The 20,658-nt window shown below is 64.1% G+C and carries 8 protein-coding genes; 6 read left to right on the top strand and 2 right to left on the bottom strand.

The window, feature by feature from the left end; genetic code table 11:
• Positions 1 to 105 precede the first annotated feature (105 nt).
• Positions 106 to 516, top strand: coding sequence for a DUF4864 domain-containing protein (locus IPM16_21035; protein MBK9125591.1), 411 nt, complete (start codon positions 106 to 108; stop codon positions 514 to 516).
• A 27-nt stretch (positions 517 to 543) separates the two neighbouring features.
• Positions 544 to 2,526 (top strand): hypothetical protein, encoded by a 1,983-nt coding sequence (locus tag IPM16_21030; protein ID MBK9125590.1) that lies wholly within the window; start codon positions 544 to 546, stop codon positions 2,524 to 2,526.
• A 144-nt stretch (positions 2,527 to 2,670) separates the two neighbouring features.
• Here IPM16_21030 and IPM16_21025 read toward each other — a convergent pair whose 3' ends face one another.
• Positions 2,671 to 14,799, bottom strand: a complete 12,129-nt coding sequence (locus IPM16_21025) for a hypothetical protein (GenBank protein MBK9125589.1) — start codon at positions 14,797 to 14,799, stop codon at positions 2,671 to 2,673.
• Positions 14,800 to 15,390: 591 nt separating this feature from the next.
• On the opposite strand from IPM16_21025, the gene IPM16_21020 reads away from it, so the two are divergent.
• The 4 genes from IPM16_21020 (at position 15,391) to IPM16_21005 (ending at position 19,738) form a co-directional block, all read left to right on the top strand.
• Complete coding sequence (locus IPM16_21020; GenBank protein MBK9125588.1) at positions 15,391 to 16,194, top strand: hypothetical protein; 804 nt, start codon at positions 15,391 to 15,393, stop codon at positions 16,192 to 16,194.
• 123 nt (positions 16,195 to 16,317) lie between these two features.
• A complete protein-coding gene (locus tag IPM16_21015; GenBank protein ID MBK9125587.1) occupies positions 16,318 to 17,439 on the top strand; it encodes an ATP-binding protein in 1,122 nt (373 codons plus the stop codon).
• A gap of 164 nt (positions 17,440 to 17,603) precedes the next feature.
• A complete protein-coding gene (locus IPM16_21010; protein ID MBK9125586.1) occupies positions 17,604 to 18,401 on the top strand; it encodes a VWA domain-containing protein in 798 nt (265 codons plus the stop codon).
• A gap of 113 nt (positions 18,402 to 18,514) precedes the next feature.
• The gene (locus tag IPM16_21005; protein MBK9125585.1) at positions 18,515 to 19,738 is read left to right on the top strand and encodes a PD40 domain-containing protein; all 1,224 of its coding nucleotides are present in this window, start codon (positions 18,515 to 18,517) and stop codon (positions 19,736 to 19,738) included.
• Positions 19,739 to 19,755: 17 nt separating this feature from the next.
• Here IPM16_21005 and IPM16_21000 read toward each other — a convergent pair whose 3' ends face one another.
• On the bottom strand, positions 19,756 to 20,646 hold the full coding sequence (locus IPM16_21000; protein ID MBK9125584.1) for a hypothetical protein: 891 nt from the start codon (positions 20,644 to 20,646) through the stop codon (positions 19,756 to 19,758).
• Positions 20,647 to 20,658: the final 12 nt, after the last annotated feature.

Here is a 20,658-nt window from a genome sequence, read left to right as displayed (position 1 = left end):
GCGTTGGCACGTCTAATTCTAATCTTATCTTCGCCGTAAGCCAACTAAGTGCTGTTGTCTACTGTGTGTATAATGTCGGGAAGTTGTCATGCGTTCGCATTTACCATGTTCCAACCACCTGAACCGCTGTACGACGCGTATCCCGATCCCGAACTGCTCGCCAAGGATGTCGTGAGCCTGCAGCTCGACGCGCTGCAGAACAACGACCTGATGCCGGACGACGCGGGCATCAGGATCGCCTACCGGTTTGCGTCACCGAACAACCGTGCCGCGACCGGCGATCTGGAGCGCTTCATCGCGCTGGTGAAGAACCCGTTGTATGCGCCGCTGATCGGGTTCGACCGGGCCGAGTTGGGGCAGGTACACATGACGTTCAGCCTCGATCAAGCGTGGCAGCAGGTGTGGATCGTGCGACGTATGGACGGCACGGCCGGCTTTCGCTGGGTGCTGTCACGCCAGCAGCGCGGTGATTTCGCCGGGTGCTGGTTGGTCGACGCGGTCGTGCGGACGAAGTAATCAGGTCAAGTAAAGGGAAACTTGCGGGTGCGGGCTGCTGCCGTCGTCATCGTTCTGTTGCTATTTACTGCCATCACGGCGTGCGCGCAGCTTCAAGCGCAGCCCATCGTCCCGGGCACGACCGAGGCGTTCGTGCGCAATGCACGCCTCGGCTTGGCCCACGTGAGCGCGCCCGAAGGCGGAACGCCGGCGGAGAGGTACGTCACGGCGCTGTCGCTTGGCGCGTCATGGAACCGCTTCCCGTTGTACTGGGATCGCATCGAGACGTCGCCCGGCAACTTCCAGTGGGGCGCCTACGACCGGCAGGTGGCCGACGACCTCCAGTTCGATCTGCAAATCAACGCCATTCTGCTCGGCCGGCCCGGCTTCTACGCAGACGGCGATCGAATCGCGGGACTGCACACCCCAATCTTTGCCGACGGCACCGATACACCTGCCCCCGGCAAGCCGTTCAACCCGGACAACCCGTGGGCACGCTACGTCTTCGAGACCGTCAACCGTTACAAGCCGGATGGCGGAGCGGCGGCGGCTGGGATACTACCGCCCACCACTGGCATTCGCGTGTGGGAAATCTGGAACGAGCCGGACGTCAAAATCTTCTGGTCGGCATCGATCGGCGATTATGCGCGTTTGCTCAAGGTCGCGTATCTGTCCGCCAAGCTGGCCGACCCGAACGCACAGATCATGTTTGCCGGCCTGCTGTTCGGCACCGAGGACAACTGGCTGGCGCGCGTGCTGGCGATCTTCGAGGACGACCCGATGCGCGACGCCCACAACTGGTACATGGACATTGTCGCCGTCCATGCCTATGCCGACCCGTGGCGCACCGGTTGGCTGGTACTCAACGTCAAGCAGTCGTTGATCGCGTACGGACTGCGCCGGCCGATCTGGGTGACGGAGACCGGCGTGCCGGTGTGGGACGACTACCCCGGACCGACGTGGGTCAGCGATCCGTCTCAGCGGCAGCTCCGCGCTACACAGATTCAGCAGGCATGGTACGTCATCCAGAGCGCGGTGTACGGCTGGCACGAGGGTGCCGACGTGCTGATCTTCCACCAGCTTTACGACGATTGCGGCGACCAACCCGCCGGCACCGACTTCCCACCGCACAATGGGAGCCTGTGCTCGGCCGGAACGCTGTGCAGCGGCGACGCGCACGGCTTGTTCCGCAACGTGAGCTCGTCGGTATGCTTCTCGCAGCATCCGGTGCCGGGGTCGCCGCGTCCCTCTGCGACCGCCTATCTACTGCTGGCACAAGTTTTCGACAGCGGTTTCACCCCCCTGCCCGACATCACGTTCGAACCCGAACAGGTCAGCACCGGCAGGCCGCGCGGGGTGTTCGCCGCAGCGTTCGAGATGGCCGACGGGCGGCGCATCACGGCGTACTGGAACCGCACATTCACGGCGACGACTGTCGCGGTTGATGCGGCCGGGTTCAACGCGCAGCGCGTTATGCTCGACGGCGACGAGATGCTGGCCCCCGACGAAAACGGGCAGTATCGCCTCGTGCTGCCGCCCGCCATGCCCGACGGCTATCCCGAACTTCAACCCGGCGCCGATTCGGCCATTGGCGGCGCGCCTGTCCTGATCATCGAACGCCCCGATGGCGTGGTCGATCTGGTGCGCTTCCAACGCACGCTCGGGCCGGTCGGTGTCCCGGTCGTTTCGGTGCCGCAAGCGCCGACGACTCCGACTCCCGTACCGACGATCAACCCGGCCAATGACACGACCGCGCCGCTGGCATTTATGCGTCCGCTGCCCGACACCAGCCCGACGACCTTCACGGTCGCTTGGGGCGGAGCCGACAACAGCGGGATCGACCTGTATCTGGTATGGGTACGCGTGGATGGCGGCGACTGGGCGCCGTGGCTGGAAACCGAAGCGACCGGCGCGACGTTCCAAGGCGAACCGGGCCGACGCTACGAGTTCGACGTGTGGGCGCGCGACCTTGCCGGCAACTGGACCAGCCGCACCGAGTTGGTCGCCCAAACGGCGACTACCGTCGAATAACGACCCGTACAAGGGATTTACACCCCTTGACCCCTTCTCAGCAAAAGAGGCCGCATGCGGCCTCCTTTGCAAGTATGGGAGTCCAGAGGGCGAAAGCCCTTTGGAGCACCCCCGGCGCGTTGACGCTGCGCCGGGGTCTGCGGGCTAGTTGTGGCCGCTCCAGCCATCTACGACCGGCGGCGGCGGCGGAAGCAGCGCGTCGTCCGTGCCGCTGCGAGTCTGTGCGTCACGCGGGAGGCCCAGCCCCGGTACGATCTCAAGCCGCACGGCGTCGACGTCGATGCGTGACGTGATCGACTTGTGGCGCAGCTTCAGCTTGATCTTGTCGATCGCGATGCTGTCGGCCAGCACGCCTTCGGCGCTCGCGTACGTCCAGATGTCGCTGGTGGGCGCCACCGGGATCGATCCGCCGAACGTCAGCTTCTCCGTGCCATCGGTGAAGAAAACCTTGGCCTTGAACGCGAGCTGCGGCAGCGCGGCGGTGGTCTTGTACCACAGGCTCAAGCGCAGGCCGTCGTTGATCGCCAGCGGGCCCGGGATCAGACCGCTCGTCAGGATCATCTTGAGGCCCACATTCTCGTTGGCCCGACCCTTGAAGCGGAAGTAGCAGTCGCCTTCGTAGGCATCGCCCTTGCCGCAGCGCAGCTTGTCGCCCTGATCCGTACCATTGGGGCTGTTCAGCTCCCACGGATCGACTCCGAACTCGAAGCCGAAGTCGGTTTCAGGCACGACCACTTCCACGTCGTCGTTCTCGATCATGCCGACACCGGCGAGATCGGACGCACCCGCGTTCACATAGTTGAAGCCACTCAGCAGCACGCTGAGGTATTCGTCCTCCTCGACCTTCTCCTCACCGATCACGGTTACGTCGAAGTTCAGCACCGTGGATCCCGCTGGGATCACACCCGCGGCGTCGATGATCTGGACGTAGTCGATGGCCTTCTTCGCCTTCGGCAGCGTCGCGTCGTCCACACTGCTGTTGGCCGTATTGACGAGGAACGTGATGTCGATACCGGCCGGAGTCGCCAGCGCGATGTCGAACGTCATGGTTGTCGTGCCGGCGTCGCCTTCGACCACGCTGACGTCGTTGACCGTGACTACCGGCAGCGGGTCGTCGTCTACGATGCTGTAGGTCGCGTCGGCGTCACCGAGAGTGACTGCACCGGCCGGCGCCGACACATCGCCCGTGAACGTCTCCGTCAGCTCAAACAGCGTGTCGTCAACCGTGGCGATGGCGAATGGCGTGGAGATCATCGTCCCGTTCGGGATCGTGATCGTCGTGCCGGCCGTGCCCGCATAGTCGTCCGGATCGAGCGCCGTGCCGGCGGTCGTCACCAGCGTCACCGAGATGTCCTCATACGACGGGTTGGTCAGAACCGCCACGACCTGCACCGGATCGCCTTCGTTGACCGAGGCGTCGACCATCGCCAGCGTCGGGATTGGGTCGTCGTTCACGATTGTGCCGATGTGCGAGGCCGGCGCGCCGATGCTGCCCGTCCACGCTTGCGGCGCAGGGAGGCCCAGCGTGACTTGCAGCGTCTCGTCCAGCTCGTACTTCTCGTCACCGATGACCTTGACAACGAACGTCTTTACGACCTCGTCTTCAGCGAACACCACCGGCAGATCGACCGCCTGCTGGTAATCGCTGTCGGCGAAGGCCGCGCTGCCGTCGCTCGTATCGACCCACACTGTTACAGTCTGGTAGGTCGGGTTGCTCAGGCGCGCGGTGAAGATCATGTCGACCAGACCGGTGTCGCCTTCGACCACCGAGACGGCCGCCGTGTCCATGAACACCGACGGTGCGCCGTCGTCGTTGGTGATCGTCACGAGACCGATCGCGTCGCCAAGCGTGGCGTTGTAGGCATCGGTCAGCACGACGAAGAACGTCTCGTCCTGCTCGTACTTCTCGTCGCCGACGACAATCGGCAGCGTGAGGTCGATCGACAGCGTATTGGCCGGGATGACCGCCTGCTGCATGACGTATACGAAGTCGGTATCGGCCAGCGTGGCGCGGGCCGGGCCGTCACCGTCGAGCGTGTAATAGAACACCTCGGTGACGTACTCGCTCGGCTCGCTCAACGACAGCGTGATCGTGACGTCGGTGATCGCCGGGCTGTTGCCTTCGGTCACGGTGGCGTCGCCAACGCTGAGCACCGGCGGAATGTCATCGGTCAGGATCGTCCCGACCGCCACGACATCCGCGCCATTGACCACATGCGGCGCGACGGCGTCGATGGTCACCGTGAACGTCTCGTTCAGTTCGAACTTGGTGTCGCCAACGACGTCGACGCTGAAGGTCTGCTCGGTCAGGCCGGCGGGGATCGTCACCGTCACCGCGCCGGGGGCGACTGCGACGTAGTCGCTGTCGGACACCAGCGCTGTGCCGTCCACCGTGCTGAAGGTGAACTGCGCGTCGGCACCACTGATGCGGTCGAGCTTTGCCGTGAAGACCAGCGGCGTGGTGCCGGCATCACCCTCATAGACTTCGCTGTCGCCCGCGACTGTGATGACCGGGGCCGCGTCGTCGTTGCTGATGACACCGTTGGCAGTCGTCGTGCCGTTGGTCAGTCCGGCCGTCGCGTTGATCGCCACACTGACGTTCTCGTCCAGCTCATAGCGGCTGTCCGCCACGATCTGCACGCTGACGGTCGTCGCGTCGCTCAACGGCGGCAGGCTGACCAGTGCGCCATTGACGTCGAGATAGTCGGTGTCGGAGACGGTCGCGGCAGGTGCCGCGCCGTCCGACACGGTGTAGGTGAAGCTGACGGTGCGTCCGGTCGGCGCGCTGAGCGTCACCGGGTACACCAGCGACCCGCCCACACCCGGCGGCGAGCCTTCCGGCGTCGCCGGCGCGTCGGCGATACTGATCGTCGGCGTCGCGTCGTCGTCCACGATGTTGACGGCGGCGATAGTGTCGTTACCCGCCAGCGCGGCGTTGGTCAGGTTGCTCAGGACGACCGTGAACGTCTCGGTGTCGAGGTCGTCGTAGGTGTCCTGACAGTACGTGACGTCGAGGGTGGTCGACAGCGATCCGGCCGCGATCACGCCGGAGCCGGACTGCGCCGGGTAGTCGTGCGTATCGAGCGCAGTGCCGTCGGCGGTCGCCCATTCGAAGGTGATCGCGCTGACCGACGTGTTGGCGATGCTGACCGTCAGGGTGACGGTGCCGGTACACGCGTCCGGATCGGCCGCGCTCAAGCCGTCGGCGTCGCCTTCGGGATCGGCGGTCACATCCGTAATGCTCAGGATCGGCGCGACTTCGTCGTCCACAATCACGCCCTGCCCGCTCGCGTCGGCAATTGTCACCGTGGCCGGGACCGGGTTGGTCAGGTTGACGGCGAATACCTCGTCGCCTTCGGTGATCCCGTCGCCGAGCACCGGCACGGTGATGAAGCGGATGGTCTGACCCGGCGCATACGTCAGGTTTCCGGCGGTGGTCGTGTAGTCGACATTGGCCGTGGCGAAGCCCGCACCGGCGCCGGTGTCGGCGGTCGTGTAGTCGACGCTGACCGGCGTTCCGGCGGCGGCGCTCAACGTGACGGTGAACACCATGTTGTAGGTGTCGCCACTATCGCCTTCGACCACCTGCGCGTCGCTGATGCTGACACTCGGCGCGGCGTCGTTGTCGCTGATGAAGCCCTGCGCCTGCGCGGTGGTGATCGACACGAAGGCGGCCGGTACCGGGCTGGCGATGTCGACGATCACGTCCTCGGTCAGTTCGTACAGCACGTCGTCCACGGTCTGCACCGGGATGGCCGCGCTGGCCGCGCCTGCCGGGATGGTCACGAAGACCGCGTTTTCGTCCACATAGTCGGGCGCGGTGGCCGGGCTGGCCGACGTGCCGTCGCTGACCGTGTAGGCGAACTCGACCGGGATTTCCGCCGGGTCGGTAATCGTCACGACGAACGGCAGCGGCAGACCTTCGACCACCGTGTTCGGGTCGATGCTGATGGCCAGCGTGGCCGTGTCGGTGTTGACGATTGTGCCGACGCCGTCGAAGTCGCTGTTCAGGTCGTCAAAGCCGATCAACGGCAGCAGGTTGACCAGCGAGAGCGTGAACTGCTCGTCGGCCTCCAGCGTCGTGTCGTCTACGATGTCGACCGTGACCGTGATCGGGTACGCGTCGAAGTTCTCGGGGATCACGATGCTGCCACCACCGGCGTCCACTGCCGCCGGGGCGATGACGACCGGCGCGGTCGCGTAGTCGATTCCCAACTGCGCGGTGATGTCGGCCAGCGCCGCGTCGAAGCGCAGGACGCGTCCGCTCGGTGCGCTCGAGTTGATCGTGAAGACGAACGGGCCGTTTTCCTCGGTGTCGGTCACGTCGCTGACGGTGAAGACCGGCGCGCGGTCGTTGTCGCGGATCGTGACGACGGTGCGGTCATCCGGGTCGATCAACGCGTCTCCGCTGACGATGCCGCTGATGATGACCTCGAACTGCTCCAAGTCCTCGTCCAGCGCGTCGTTGATGATGGTCACGGTCGTGGACGCCGACTGGCTACCGGCCGTGATGGTGATCGGCTCGGCGACCAGCGCGACATAGTCCGCGAGCGGGCCGCTGCCCAGCGCGTCGATGTCGGCGGTGTCGAGCTGCACAACGATGTTGTCGTACGATTCTTCGTCGGTCGTCAGCGTGATCGTCACCGAGCCGACGTTCTCCAACACCTCGACGTCGGCCTGAATGCTGACGAGCGGCGGGCCGTCGTCGTTCGGCACGTTGATCTGGCGGATGGCCGTCGGGTTGCCGTTGAACAGCGTCGCGTTGACGGCGTTGCCGACGCCGATGCGGAAGCGCTCGTTCTGCTCGTACTTGGTGTCGGCGATGATTTCGACCGTGACGGTCTTCTCGGTCTCGCCCGGCAGGAACGTGATGGTGCCGTCGTCGTCGATGTAGTCGTCGTCGGTGGCGATGGCCGGCACCCAGCCGCCGCCAAACGTGCCGTCCAGCAGGTCGTAGTCTACCGTGACGGTTTGCACCGACGCGGTGCTCAGGCTGAACGTGACCGTTCGGTAGGTGTTGGTGACCGTGCCTTCGTTGGCCGTGACCGGGTCGACCGTCACGTCGATGACCGGCAGCAGATTCGTGTTGGTGATCGTCACCACGCCGGTGTCGTCAGCGACGGTGGCGCTGCCCGCGCCGGTCAGGACGACGTGATACGTCTCGGCCAGTTCGAACACAGCATCGGTCAGCGCGTCGACCGGGATGGTCGCGCTGTTACTTGCGCCGCCGCCGGGGATGGTCACCGAGCCGCTGATCGCGGTGTAGTCGCTGCCGGCTTCGGCGGTGACGTCGACGCTGGTGTAGGTTATGTCGACCGATTGCTGCGTCAAGCCGGTACGGGTGACCGTCAGCGTGCCAGCGGTGCCTTCCGCAAGCGTGACGTCGCTGATCGTGACTGTCGGCGCGGTGTCATCGTTCTCGATGACGCCATTGCCGAACGCGTCCGCAATGGCGGCGTTGACCGGGTTGCTCAACTCGATATAGAAGTACTCGTCCAGCTCGTAGATCGTGTCGGCAGCGACCGTTACGACGACGTTGGTCGAGGCCGCGCCGGCCGCGATGCTGCCGCTGCCGCTGGTGACACCGACAAAGTCGGCCGCGTCGGTGGTGGTGCTGACGAGCGTCCAGTCGAACGTCGCCGCGCTGCCCGCCGGCGCGTCGAGCGTGACGCTGAACACGAAGTTCGTGCCACCCCCAGCGCTGCCTTCCGCCTGCGCGATGTCGCTGACGCTGAGCTGCGGCGCAACGTCGTCGTCGGTGATGGTGCCGACACCGACAGCGGTGCCGATCGACACGCTGCCGCCGGGCTGGGCGTTGCTGAGCGTGACGTTGAACGTCTCGCTCGGCTCGAACAGCGTATCTTCCTGCGTGACGATCGAGATCGTTTGGCTGGTCTGGCCTTCGAGGAAGGTCAGCGTGCCGGACTGGCCGACGTAGTCGCTGCTGTCCGCCGTGCCGTTGCTGGTGGCGAAGTCTACGAAGACATCAAAGCCGGTCGCTGGCGCGAGGCTAACGGTGAAGACCGCCGTATTGCCTTCGGTCACCGTCACGCTGTCGATGGTGAGCGTCGGCGTCACGGCGGTGTCGTCGTCGGTGATTTCGACGGTCGACACATCGGCCGCCGCGTTGATCGCCGCGTTCGAGGCGCCGGTCAGCGCCACGCTGAAGTATTCGGTCAGTTCGTAAACCGCGTCGTCAAGGATTGGCACGCCGATGGTGGTCGAGGTCGCGCCGGCGAGGATCGTGCCGACTCCGGCCTGCGTTCCGGTGTAGTCGCTGCCATCGTTGGCGCTCAGATCGCCCGTGACGTAGCTGAACGTGATCGGCACATTGGCCGGAACCGCCGCGCCGCCGAGCTGTACGGTCAGCGTGACGCTGCCCGCAGTTTCGGCCACGGACGGCGCCAGCGATGCCGCGGCAAACTCGATCACCGGCAGCGCGTCGTCGTTGAGGATCGTGCCGAAGCCGACCGGACGCGCCACAGCCAGCGTGACGTCACCGGCGTTGTTAGTGCCGCTGCTGTCGACGTCGATGAACGCGCCGCTCAGCGTGACCTGATAGTACTCGTCAGTCTCGTAGTTGAGGTCCTGACAGCCCTCGACGCTCAGCGAGGCACTTAGCGCGTACGCCGCGACTGTGGCGGTCAGCGGCGCGCCGTCGGACTCGTCAAGGTCGACACCGGGCGCACACGTGCCGAGAGTGGCCTGCGGCGCGTTGCCGCCAGCCTCGACCGCATACTGCACGGTGATCGGCATCGCCGACAGACGGCTCACCTGCAAGTCGTGCGTGTAGAGCTTGATACCTGCCTGATTGCCTTCGTTGACTGCCAGATCAAGCACGCTTACGGTCGGGGCGGCGTCGTTCTCAGTGATGGTGCCGACGCCGTCGACGGCGTCCCACAACGTCGGGCCGGCGTTGACGACGGTCAGGCCGAACGCCTCGGTCGCTTCAAACACGGCGTCGTCCAGCGTCTGCACGCCCAGCGTTTGCTGACCGGTCAGTTCTGGGAACACCAGCACGGTCAAGCCGCTGGGCGCGAAGTCCGCGCCGCCGACCGCGTTCAGGAACGCGTTGGCATTGCTGCCGTTGACGGTGTTCACCGTGACCGTGATGTCGGTCCCGGCGAAGGCCGGGCCGGCCTGCCCTGACGGGCCGAAGTCGGCGCTGAAAGTGACGACGCCACCCTCGGCGACCGTCGCGCCCGTGACCGTAAGGCTCGGTGCAGGATCGGGCGTGTCGACGATCGTGATCTCACCGACGAGGTCGCTGCCGACTCCCGACGTACCCACGACGTTAGACACCACGAACAGGAAAGTCTCTTCAGTGGCGTCGTACAGGTCGTCGTCGCAGATGGTGACCGGCACGGTGGTGCTGGTCGCGCCCGCCGCGATCGAACCGCTGCCGGTAGCCGCCGCGTAGTCGTGCGTGTCGTGCGCGGTGCCGTCGGCGAGCGCCCAATCAAAGGTAATCGCCGTCGACGCCGCTGTCGTGATGTTCACGGTGACGTTGGCGGTGCCAATACAGGTCGCGTCCAACACGCCTGCGCCGTCGCCATCACCTTCGGTGTAGCTCAGATCGGAGACGAACAGCACGGGTTGTCCGTCGTCGTCGATGATCGTGATCTCGCCGGTGGCGTCGCCGATCACCGCGCCGCTGATGATGCTGGTGATCGTCGCGGTGAACGTCTCGTTGCCTTCGGCGAGGTTGTCGCCCACCACGGTGAACGGCACGTAGGCCAGATCCTCGCCCTCGAAGATCGTGCCGTTAAACGTGCCGATGTTGATATAGTCTTCCGGCTCGGTTGCCGTGCCTTCCGCAAGCTGAAGCTGGAACAGCACGACCGCGCCGCTGGGGACGTTCTTGCTGACCGTGATGTACCCGGTCGTCAAATCGCCGGTGTCCTCTTCGACGATCTGCAGGTCGAGTACGCTCAGTTCCGGCTCGGTATCGTCGTTGGTGATGATGCCGACGGCCGTGCGCGCGTTGTAACCCAGGATGCCGGTCGGCACCGTGGCGTTGACACCGCTGCCGACGACCAGTGACAGCGTGAAGCTCTCGTCCAGTTCGTAGCGCAGGTCGCTCAGCGCCTGCACCGGGATGGTAACGCTGGTGCTGCCTGCCGGGATGGTGAACGTCTGGTTCAGCACCGGCACGTAGTCGTCATCGACCACGTGGGCCGCGGCAAGCGTGGCCGGCGGCAGCGACCAGTCGGACGTGTTGACGCGGAAGCTGGCATCGAACTCGGACGCGGCGCTCAAGGTCGCGGTGAAATTGAAGGCGGTGAAGCCTAGCAGGCCCTCGGCTTGCGTGATATCGGCGCCAAGCGTCACGGTCGGCGGGTTGTCGTTGTCGACAATGGTGGCAAACGCTTCGGTGTCGCTGGTGAGCGCATTGGCATTGACGAGGTTCGACAGCACGATGCTAAACGTCTGGTTCGGCTCGTCGGTGGTGTCGTTGACCGTCGGTACGGTGACCTGAACGCTGCTGCTGCCGGCCGGGATCGTCACCGGGCTGGCCGGCGCGCCTGCGCCGTAGTCGGCCGCGGATGCCGTTCCGGGCACCAGCGCGTAATCGAAGCTGACGGCGTTCTGACTGGTCGTCAGGGCGTTGGCCTCGTCCACCAGTTCAAACGTGAAGACCGCGCTCACGCCTTCGTTGACCACGACATCCGCCACGCGGATCGCCGGCGGACCGTCGTTATCCACGATGGTGACGGTGACCGGGCCGGCGGTGGCGTTCGACGCGTTGGTGATGCCGGTCAGGCTGACGTCGAACGTCTCATTCGTCTCATCGATTGAGTCTTCGACAATCGTGATGGTGGCGCTGCCACTGAGGCTGCCAGCCGGGATCGTGATGGTCGTGCCGGGATTGACGAAGTCGGTGCCGCCGACGGCCGTGCCGTCGGTGGTCGAGACCGTCGCGTCCACGGCTTGCGCCGACGCGTTGCTCAACGTCGCCGTGACAGTCACAAAGCCGGCGTTCTCCTCGACGGTAGTCGACGGCTGAACGCTGAGCGAGGCGGTCGGCGCGGCGTCGTCATCGAGGATGGTGACGGTACCGCTGTCGGTGCCGGCCGAGCCGCCCGTGCCGTGCGTGCCGCTGATGTTGACCGTGTAGGTCTCGTTGGCCTCGTCGATCGTGTCGCCATTGACGAGCGTCGTCAGGCTGATCGAGTCGACATTGGGCGGGATGACGATCGTACCGCTGACAACCGGGCCATAGTCGCCGCCCGCGGCGGTGGCCGAGCCATCGGCCGTGCTGTACGTCACGGTGATCGAGTCGTAGCTGCGGTTCGACAGCGCGATCGTCTGTACGGCTGTGCGCGTTCCTGTGTTGCCTTCGGTTACGCTCACGCTGTTGATCGACACGGTCGGGCGTTGATCGTCGTTCAGCAGATAACCGAAGGCAAGCGAATCGCCCAGCGTCGCACCGACCACGTTCGCGATCAGCACGCTGTAGAACTCGTCCGGCTCGAACTTGGTGTCGCCGTTGACGACGACTTGCAGCGTGAAGGTAGTATCCCCTGCCGCGATGCTTCCGGGCACGAGGACCGCCCCGCCCTGCGCTATAAAATCGCCGTCGGCCGCAGCGGCAGTACCGCCCGCGGTCCGCCAACCGAATGTCACCGCCTGCGTGCTGGCATGGCTCAGGCGAACCGTAAAGCTCTGGTTCTGCGTGCCGGCGTTACCTTCGCTGACCGGCGTCGCGTCCAGCACGCTGATGATCGGGGCCGATTCGTTCTCGGCGATCTCGATAGCCTGAGAGGCCGGGAGACCGCTTGCCGTTCCTGAGCCGAGCGTGTAGTCGAGGTTGAATACCTCGTTGCCGCCCGCCTCGTACAGCGCATCGTCCGCGATGCTCACGGTGAACGACGCGCCCACGGCACCCGCCGGGAAGGTGATCGACGCGGCGTTGAGCGTGTAGTCCGCGCCGCTCGTCGCGGCCGGAGCGCCGGGCGAGGTGGCGATGTCAACGGTGATCGGGTTGGCCGACGGATTGCTGAGCGTCGCGTTGACTTGCAGTAGGCCGCCTTCGGTGACGGTCGTGCCCGGCGCGTAGCTGAACGAGATCGTCGGCGCGGCGTCGTCATCCTGAATGGTGCCGGTACCGGTCGGCGTGCCGGTTGCGTTGACCGGGTTGCTGAGCGCAACGGTGAACGTCTCGTCGCCTTCGTCGATGGTGTCGCCCACGACCGGGACGCTGATCGTCGCGGAGGTCGCGCCAGCGGCAATCGTGATCGCGCCGCCGGTGGAGACAAAGTCGGCAGGAGACGCCGTCCCCGGCGTGGTGGCGTAGTTGAACGAGACCGGCAGCCACGACGTCGAACCGGTGAGCGTCACCGTAAACACCATGCTGGTCGTGCCCGAATCGCCTTCGACAAGGGTCGGGCTGTTGATCGTCAGCACGGGCGCGGCGTCGCTGTCGAGGATATACGCTTCTGCCTCGTCCTCGACGATGACCGCGTTGCCGGTCGGCACGTCGAGCAGGCGCGCGAAGTAGAACTCGTTCGGCTCGTCGATCGTATCGGCGAAAATCGTCATACTGAACGTGCCGGACGTGCTGCCGGCGGGGATGGTCATCGACTGCGGCGATCCCACGTTGATGCCGTCAAAGTCGACGTCCCAGAATGCGGTCGCGCTGTTGTTGTAGTAGCGCACGGTGACCGGAGTCGTGGTCGGGTTGCTGAGCTGCACGGTGAACGTCTGATTGGTCGTACCGGCGACCGGTTCGTTGACGTTGGCCGGGCTGAGCAGGCGCACGGTCGGCGCGCCGTCGTTATCGATGATCGTGACCGTGCCGCTGGCACTCGCGTTACTGGCGTTGGTGATGCCCGTCAGATTGATCGTGAACGTCTCGTCAGGCTCGTCGGTCGCGTCATCGACAATCGGGATCGGGCCGAGCACGACGCTGGTGCTGCCCGCCGGGATCGACGCCGCGGCACCGGCGCTGGTGTAGTCCGCCGGTTGTGTCGCGCTGCCATTGGCGGTCGCCCAGTTGAAGTTGACCGTACTCGCCGTCGGATTGCTCAGAGCGACGGTGAAGGACGCGGTTCCAGCGCCTTCGTTGACCGACACGTTCGACACGCTGACCGTGGGCGCGCCATCGTTGTCGGTGATGGCTGTGGTTTGCGACGCCGTACCGATCGAATAGCCACCGGGCTGCGCGTTCGACAGCGTGACGGAGAACGTCTCAGCCGGCTCGTCGCTCGTGTCTTCGACGATCGGGATGGAGATCGTCGCGCCGACACCGCCGGCTGGGATAACGACCGTTCCCGTCTCCGCGGCGAAGTCGCTGCCTGCCGTGGCGGGTGTCCCGCCGATTGGCGCGGCGGCGAAGCTGACCGAGACGGACTCGAATGTCGGGTTGGTGAGCGCTGCGCTGTAGACGGCGCTGCCCGCCCCTTCCGACACGGTCGCCAGCGGCGTCAAGTTGACCGTTGGGCGCGCATCGTCCGAGTTGATGACGACGATGCCGTAATCCGGCGTGCCCAGTTCGGTGCCGGCGCTGTTGTTCTGCAGGATGACGTAGAAGTACTCGTTGGGCTCGAACTTAGCGTCGTCTGTAATCGATACGTTGAACGACTGCGCGGTATCGCCGGGGCTGCCAGCGGCCGCAAAGTTGAGCGTGGTCACCGGCACGGCCGTGAAGTCGTTGTCGGGGACCGATGCCGTGCCCGCAGCGGTGAACACCTCGACCGATGCCCCGCCGGCGAGCGCCGTACTTAGCTCGACGGTGACGGTCGCCGTGCCTGCCGTCTCATCGACGTAGACGGTCGGGACGTGGAACGTCGATGGCCCGACGGGTGCGTCGTCGTCAATGATGGTGACCGTCGTCACGGCGTTGGTGAATACGTCGTTGAATCCGGGCGAGGTAAACGCCACTTGGAAGGTCTCATTGGGCTCGATCCCGGTATCTCCGTAGACTGTCACGAAGAACGTACAGGTATACGGCGAGCCGACGCTTGTGTCGTTTTCGCAAACGGTGAGGCCTTCGGAAAGTCCCACGTAGTCGACGTCAGCAGTTGCAGGGCTGGCCCCGACCGCAGAAGTTGCACCAAGCAGCGTGAGATTGCCCAGCGTGGTCCCGCCGCCGTCGTAGGTATGCGATACCGGGATGGCGCAGACGGTCGTGCCGATGTCGCCCTCGGCGCAGTTGACGCTGACGGGCGCTGTAATGCTTTGATTGGTCGCCGACGCTAGACCGGCGACTCCCAAAGCGAGGACGATCAGCACGCAGACGCTGATCGCCCGAACGCGAGTTCGATAAGTCATGGCCAATAATCTCCTAGGGCCTATCGATAATCGGGACTGAGGTCCCATTCGTGAAGTACTGTCAGACCGAATTCTGGCTTAGTGCCGGTCATTGCAGCGCTACACGAATGGTACGCAGGTCCTCATGTAGCGTCCCGTTACACAAAGTATATTCATGTTGCGTTAAGCACGTCAACTCGCTTTGGCGTTAACGACAGACTGCGAACCCGTGAAGACCGGCACATCGCAGGCTTCGATATGTGAGTAAACGATGAACCACCCCGGTCCGTTACCCTGACGCTTAAGCTGTTCTCCGTCCCGTGCAAGACCACGCCAGGCATCGCCTCGCGCCTCATCTCTTGCTTATGTTTCGAGGCTGGATGCTCGGATGGACGAAACTAACGTAATGTATGAACTCTTTAACAAGTAGGGCGAACCGGCGATACTTTCGGCTGTCACAGTCTATTTGATCGATGCGGATTTCGACCGGTACCGAATACGGCTTAACAATGGCACGCGAATTTAGGTAATACCACTCATGCACACCACCGACGCACGCTGTATATTTACAACGTAATGTCATTACTTGATTAGGACAGTTCCGGTTACCGAATGCCAGATGTATTTGTGGCCACGCTGGGCCAGCGACCAGAAGCCATCACGGTCGCGCTCGACGCACTCATGGACTCGGTCCGCATTCATCGATCAATCGTTATCCATACGGACCCACGCGCGGCAAATATCGCGGATGCTTATACGTCGCTGAAAGGCGTCCTCGACAAGGACTATGAGATCCCTGTCGACTGGCGTGAAGTGCGTCATGCCGACGGGCGTCCTCTGTCCGAGCTGACTACCCGGGAAGCCGCGGAGGACTACTTCCGGCACCTATACGACACGCTGCGCGAGTTGAAGCAGAAGCACACCGTGCACCTGCTGGTCTCAAGCGGGCGTAAGGCGATGAGCATCTATGCCACGCTCGCCGCCAACGTGCTGTTCGGCCATGCCGACCGGGTGTGGGTCGTGCTTTCGCCCGACCACGTGATCGTCCCGGGAAAGTTCCACATCAAGCCGCGCGAGCGCCGCCACGTCCAGTTGGTCGATCTGCCGCTGGTCGCCGCCCGCTTTGCGCCGGGCATGGCCCCGGAGAACGTCGAGGACTTCCTCACCATGCGGCGCGACGCGCGCACGCTGTTTATGGTCAAACTCAGCGACGAAGAGCGCAACGTCGTCGAGACACTGATGAAGTACCCTTACTCCACCAACGGTCAATTGGCGGTCGCGCTTGGCAAGTCTCCGCGTACGATCGACAACCAGTTGAGCAGCGTTTACGGCAAGCTAGTAGCATTCCTCGACTCTGGCGAGCACGTGAAGGACAAGAAACGCCTGCTGGTCGACTTCCTGCGCAACAACGGCTAGCCTCCATTCCCGCGGGGCAGCATCGAAATACCCCCGGTCGTGGTCTGTTTCGGGCATTGCCGCGTGCGCCGTCCCCTCCTATAATTGCGTTGCATTCAACAAAATCTGAATGGATGGCATCATATGGCACGGTTCGTCTACCCGTTTACGGCTATCGTCGGGCAGGAGCGTATGAAGCGCGCGTTGATCCTCAACGCGGTCGACATGCGCATCGGCGGCGTGCTCATCCGCGGCGAGCGCGGCACGGGCAAGTCGACCGCGGCGCGCGCCCTTGCGGCCCTGCTGCCCGAGGTCGACGTTATCGCCGACTCGCCTTTCAACGACGATCCGCACAGCCCCGCGACGTGGTCGGACATCAGCCGCGAACGCTACAGCGCTACACCTGCCGACGATATCCCGACCGAGAAACGTCGTATCCGCTTCGTCGACCTGCCGGTGAGCGCCACCGAAGACCGCGTCGTCGGAACGCTCGACATCGAAAAGGCGATCCAGCGCGGCGAACGGCATTTCGAGCCCGGCGTGCTGGCTTCGGCCAACCGCGGCATCCTGTACGTGGACGAGGTCAACCTGCTGGACGACCATGTGGTCGACCTGCTGCTCGACAGCGCCGCAATGGGCATCAACGTGGTCGAGCGCGAGGGCATCAGCTTCAGCCATCCGGCCCGCTTCATCCTCGTCGGCACCATGAACCCGGAAGAAGGCGACCTGCGTCCGCAGCTCCTCGACCGTTTCGCGCTGTCGGTCGAGGTCGAGGGCATCACCGACCCGAGCGCCCGCGTCGAGATCCTCGAACGGCACATCGCGTTCGAAGATGATCCGCAGGGGTTCCTCGAGGAGTGGGCGCCGGACGAGAAGGATCTGGCCGAGCGCATCATTTCCGCTCGCGCGCTGGTGGACGACGTGCAATATACCCGTGGCGACCTGCGCCTGATCGCGCTGATGACCAGCCAACTGCACATTGACGGCCACCGCGCCGATCTGGTGATCCTCAAGGGCGCGCGCGCCAACGCCGCCTTCAACGGGCGCCGTCAGGTCAGCCGCGAGGACATCCGTATCGCGTTCGAGCTGGCCGTGCCGCATCGCCTCAAGCGCGGCCCCTTCGCCGACGCCAAGATCGACCTCAGCACGCTCGATGCACAGATGGATCAGCTCGAATCCGAGATGGGCGAAGGCGACGCGGACAGCGACTCGCAGACCACGGCCCAGCAAGAAGCTGCGGATGGCAAAAAAAAAGCCAGCCGGTAACGGAATCCGGGGACGCTGAGCAGAATCCCGACGTCAAAGACATGCAGGCAGCGCCGCAGAATCCGTTTCAGGGCGCGCAGGAAAGCCACTGGTGGGAAGGCGGGCAGAAGGTCGAAAGCGACACCGAGTTCGCCCCGCGCAAGCTCCAGTCGCAGGTCGACAAGATCACGCGCCGGCAGTCCGGGCGCCGTTCGCGCACGCGGACCGACCGCAAACGCGGGCGTTACGTGCAGGCCCGCCCCGCCAACGGCAAGAACAACGACATCGCCTTCGACGCCACCTTGCGCGCCGCGGCTGTCCACCAAAAAGCCCGCGAACAGCAGAAGGCCGAGACGGGCATGGCCTATGCCTTGCGGAAAGGCGATCTGTATCGCAAGGTGCGTGTCCGCCGTGCCGCCAACCTGATCTTGTTCGTCGTCGACGCCTCGTGGTCGATGGCGGTAGCCGAGCGCATGCAGGCGACCAAAGGCGCGATCATGTCGCTGCTCACCGACGCCTATCAGCGGCGCGACCGCGTGGGTCTGGTGGTCTTCCAGAAAGACCGCGCGACGCTGGTGCTGCCGCCGACCAACTCGGTCATCCTTGCCAAGCACGCGCTGGCCGACATTCCTGTCGGCGGCAAGACCCCGCTTTCGGCCGGCCTGCTATTGAGCTACGACACGATCGTCCGTGAGCAGACCAACAATCCCGACGTCATGCCGCTGATGATCCTGCTCACCGACGGCGCCGGCAACGTCAGCCTGTCGACATCGATGTCCCCGCAAGAGGAGGCGCATCGCATCGCGCGGCAGATCAAAGAGCACGACATCCGCACGGTCACGATCAACATGGAGCACATCGCGTTCGATCAAGGTCTGGCGAGCAAGCTGGCCGAACAACTCGGCGGACCGTGTTACTCGCTCGCGCAGCTCCGCGCCGAGACGCTCCTTGAGACGGTACGCCGCGAGATCAGCGCACCGTAGGGCGCGTCGACAGGATTCAGTAGCCAGATGGGAGTTGATGAGCGGGTGACGCACGCGGCTTGATAATGTGTGTTACGGTATAGGACAGTATTGTTCACACCGTGGGATCACCAATGCACCGTTTGATCGCAATTGCAGCATTCATCGTCATCCTCGTCGTTCCTGTCGCCGCACAAGAGGCACCCCCGCTCGACCCGTCCAATCTGACTGCCTCGCTCTCCGCGCGGCTGCCGATGTTATCCGCACCGGCCAATACGTCGGCCCATCTGTCGCCCAGCGGCACGCTGATGCTGCACACAGCCGGGTTCGATTTCTGCGTGTACGCTATGCCCGATACCCGGCTCAACTGCGTCGATATCCGTGATCAGTGGGATGACGACACGCCCCGCCCCGACCACGAGACGTTCCGCTGGTCCCCGGACGAGCGGTATGTGGCGTTCACTGAACCCGCGTTCGTTTTCTTCCGAGACTCCGACATCTGGGTGTTCGACGTCGTTACGCGCCTGCTCCTGAACGTCACCAACGACGGGTATGACGGTTCGCTTGCGGTCACGGGCGACGACGACGCGCCGGACTCCGCGTATGTCGACCTTGCGCCGGCATGGCATCCCGACGGCAGGTTGACGTTCGTCCGCTACAACATCCGGATGGAAGGTGCGCCGGAAGTCATGGCGTTGACGATGCCCGATGGGGACCCGGAGCCAATCGCCGAGCTGCCGATCATCCCCGGCGGACGTGGGTACGTGATGGACATGGACTGGGCGCCGGACGGATCGTATCTGGCCTACGCCATGGATCTGCTGGACAGCCCGCTCTCCGGTGTGTGGGCCTATTTCGTAGAGGATGACGAAGCCAAGCTGCTGGCGACCCAAACCCGGGAACGCATCCCCTATTTGTCGGTATCGGTGTCGCCGGACAGTACGTCGATTCTGGGACTAACGGGTGTGCGCGACCAGTTGATGATGCAAGCGATTCGGCCAAGCGATACGATCGAGGACAACGGATACGTTGTTATCTCTGCAGCGCGCGCGACCAAACAGCCCTTGGCGCCCAGCCGACTTGTGCTGAGCGCGGGTTGGCTGCCGGACGGCGGGCTGTTGATCGTGGATTTTCGGCTGACATTGGAGGACGTCGGCACCGATCTCGTTGCACTGGCCGAGCCGAGCGACGAAGGAATCATCCTTCTCGGCTCTGAGGTAATCGAAAATGCCGGAACGCGCTTCTTTTCTCCGACCAGCGTGCAGAAGAAGCCGCTCATCGTGGGGACAAACGGCGTAGTCGTCCTCGCGACCGTCGGCGAGGAAACGCTGGTCGTGCAGCTAGAGACGGGCGACTAGCAGCGAAAACCCGCACACTATAACGGCGGCAGCGGGCATTCTCCGCCGCCGCACTGGGTCGGGGTGAATGTTAATGGCGTGAAGGTGGGCGTCGGGCCTGTCGACGTGGGCAAAGGCGTATTCGACGGCGTAGCCGTGTTTGATGGCGTGTCGGTAGGAACCGTAGGCGTAGACGTGGCCGTGTTCGAGGGCGTGGCCGTCGGGCCGGCCGCCGTAGCCGTATACGTGTTCGTAGGCGTATTCGACGGACCGTAGGTTGGTATGTCCGTTGGATTCGACGGCGAAGGTGTGCGTGTCAGGGTGTTGGTAGCCGTGGCGGGTTTCTCCGGCGTCGATGTCGGCGTGTGTGTGGACGGCGGAGTCGGCGTATACGTGAGCAGTGGTGTCGGTGACGGAGTATAGGTTTGAGTCGGCGTAGACGTCGGAAGTGCGCAGTTGTTGTCAAACTTATAGATCGGCAGCATGGTTTTGGTGTCGCGGGATTTCTCGACCTCGAAAACTACGTGTAAGCCGTACGGACAGGCGCGGTCGATAAGAGCCTCATCGACCTTCCACTTAACCTTCGCGCCGTCCACAACGTACGAGACTGATGCAATTGGCGTCCACGTCCATTCCGACACCGTCGATCCAGCGAAACGATACAGTTGATTGTCCTCAAGCAGATAGTGCGCGTAGATGAGGTTTGCGTGATAGCCCAGAGCAGTGAAGTCTGAGGAAATGTAAGCACGCCGATGCACCGCCGAGCCGGTGTGGTCGAATTTGAGGATGATGTAGCCATTGCGGAATCGGATCTTTCCGCCGCTCATATCGGCCTGAGCCGGCTGACTGGTCAACAACACCCCGGCGACCAGCAGCGCCACCGTTAACGCAAAGAGGGCTAACCGTCGCACGTTAACTCGCTGCGCCATCCGTTAGCCCTC

It is taken from the genome of Candidatus Flexicrinis affinis, from assembly GCA_016716525.1.
GTDB lineage: Bacteria > Chloroflexota > Anaerolineae > Aggregatilineales > Phototrophicaceae > Flexicrinis > Flexicrinis affinis.
This window is presented reverse-complemented; position numbering and strand designations above follow the sequence as displayed.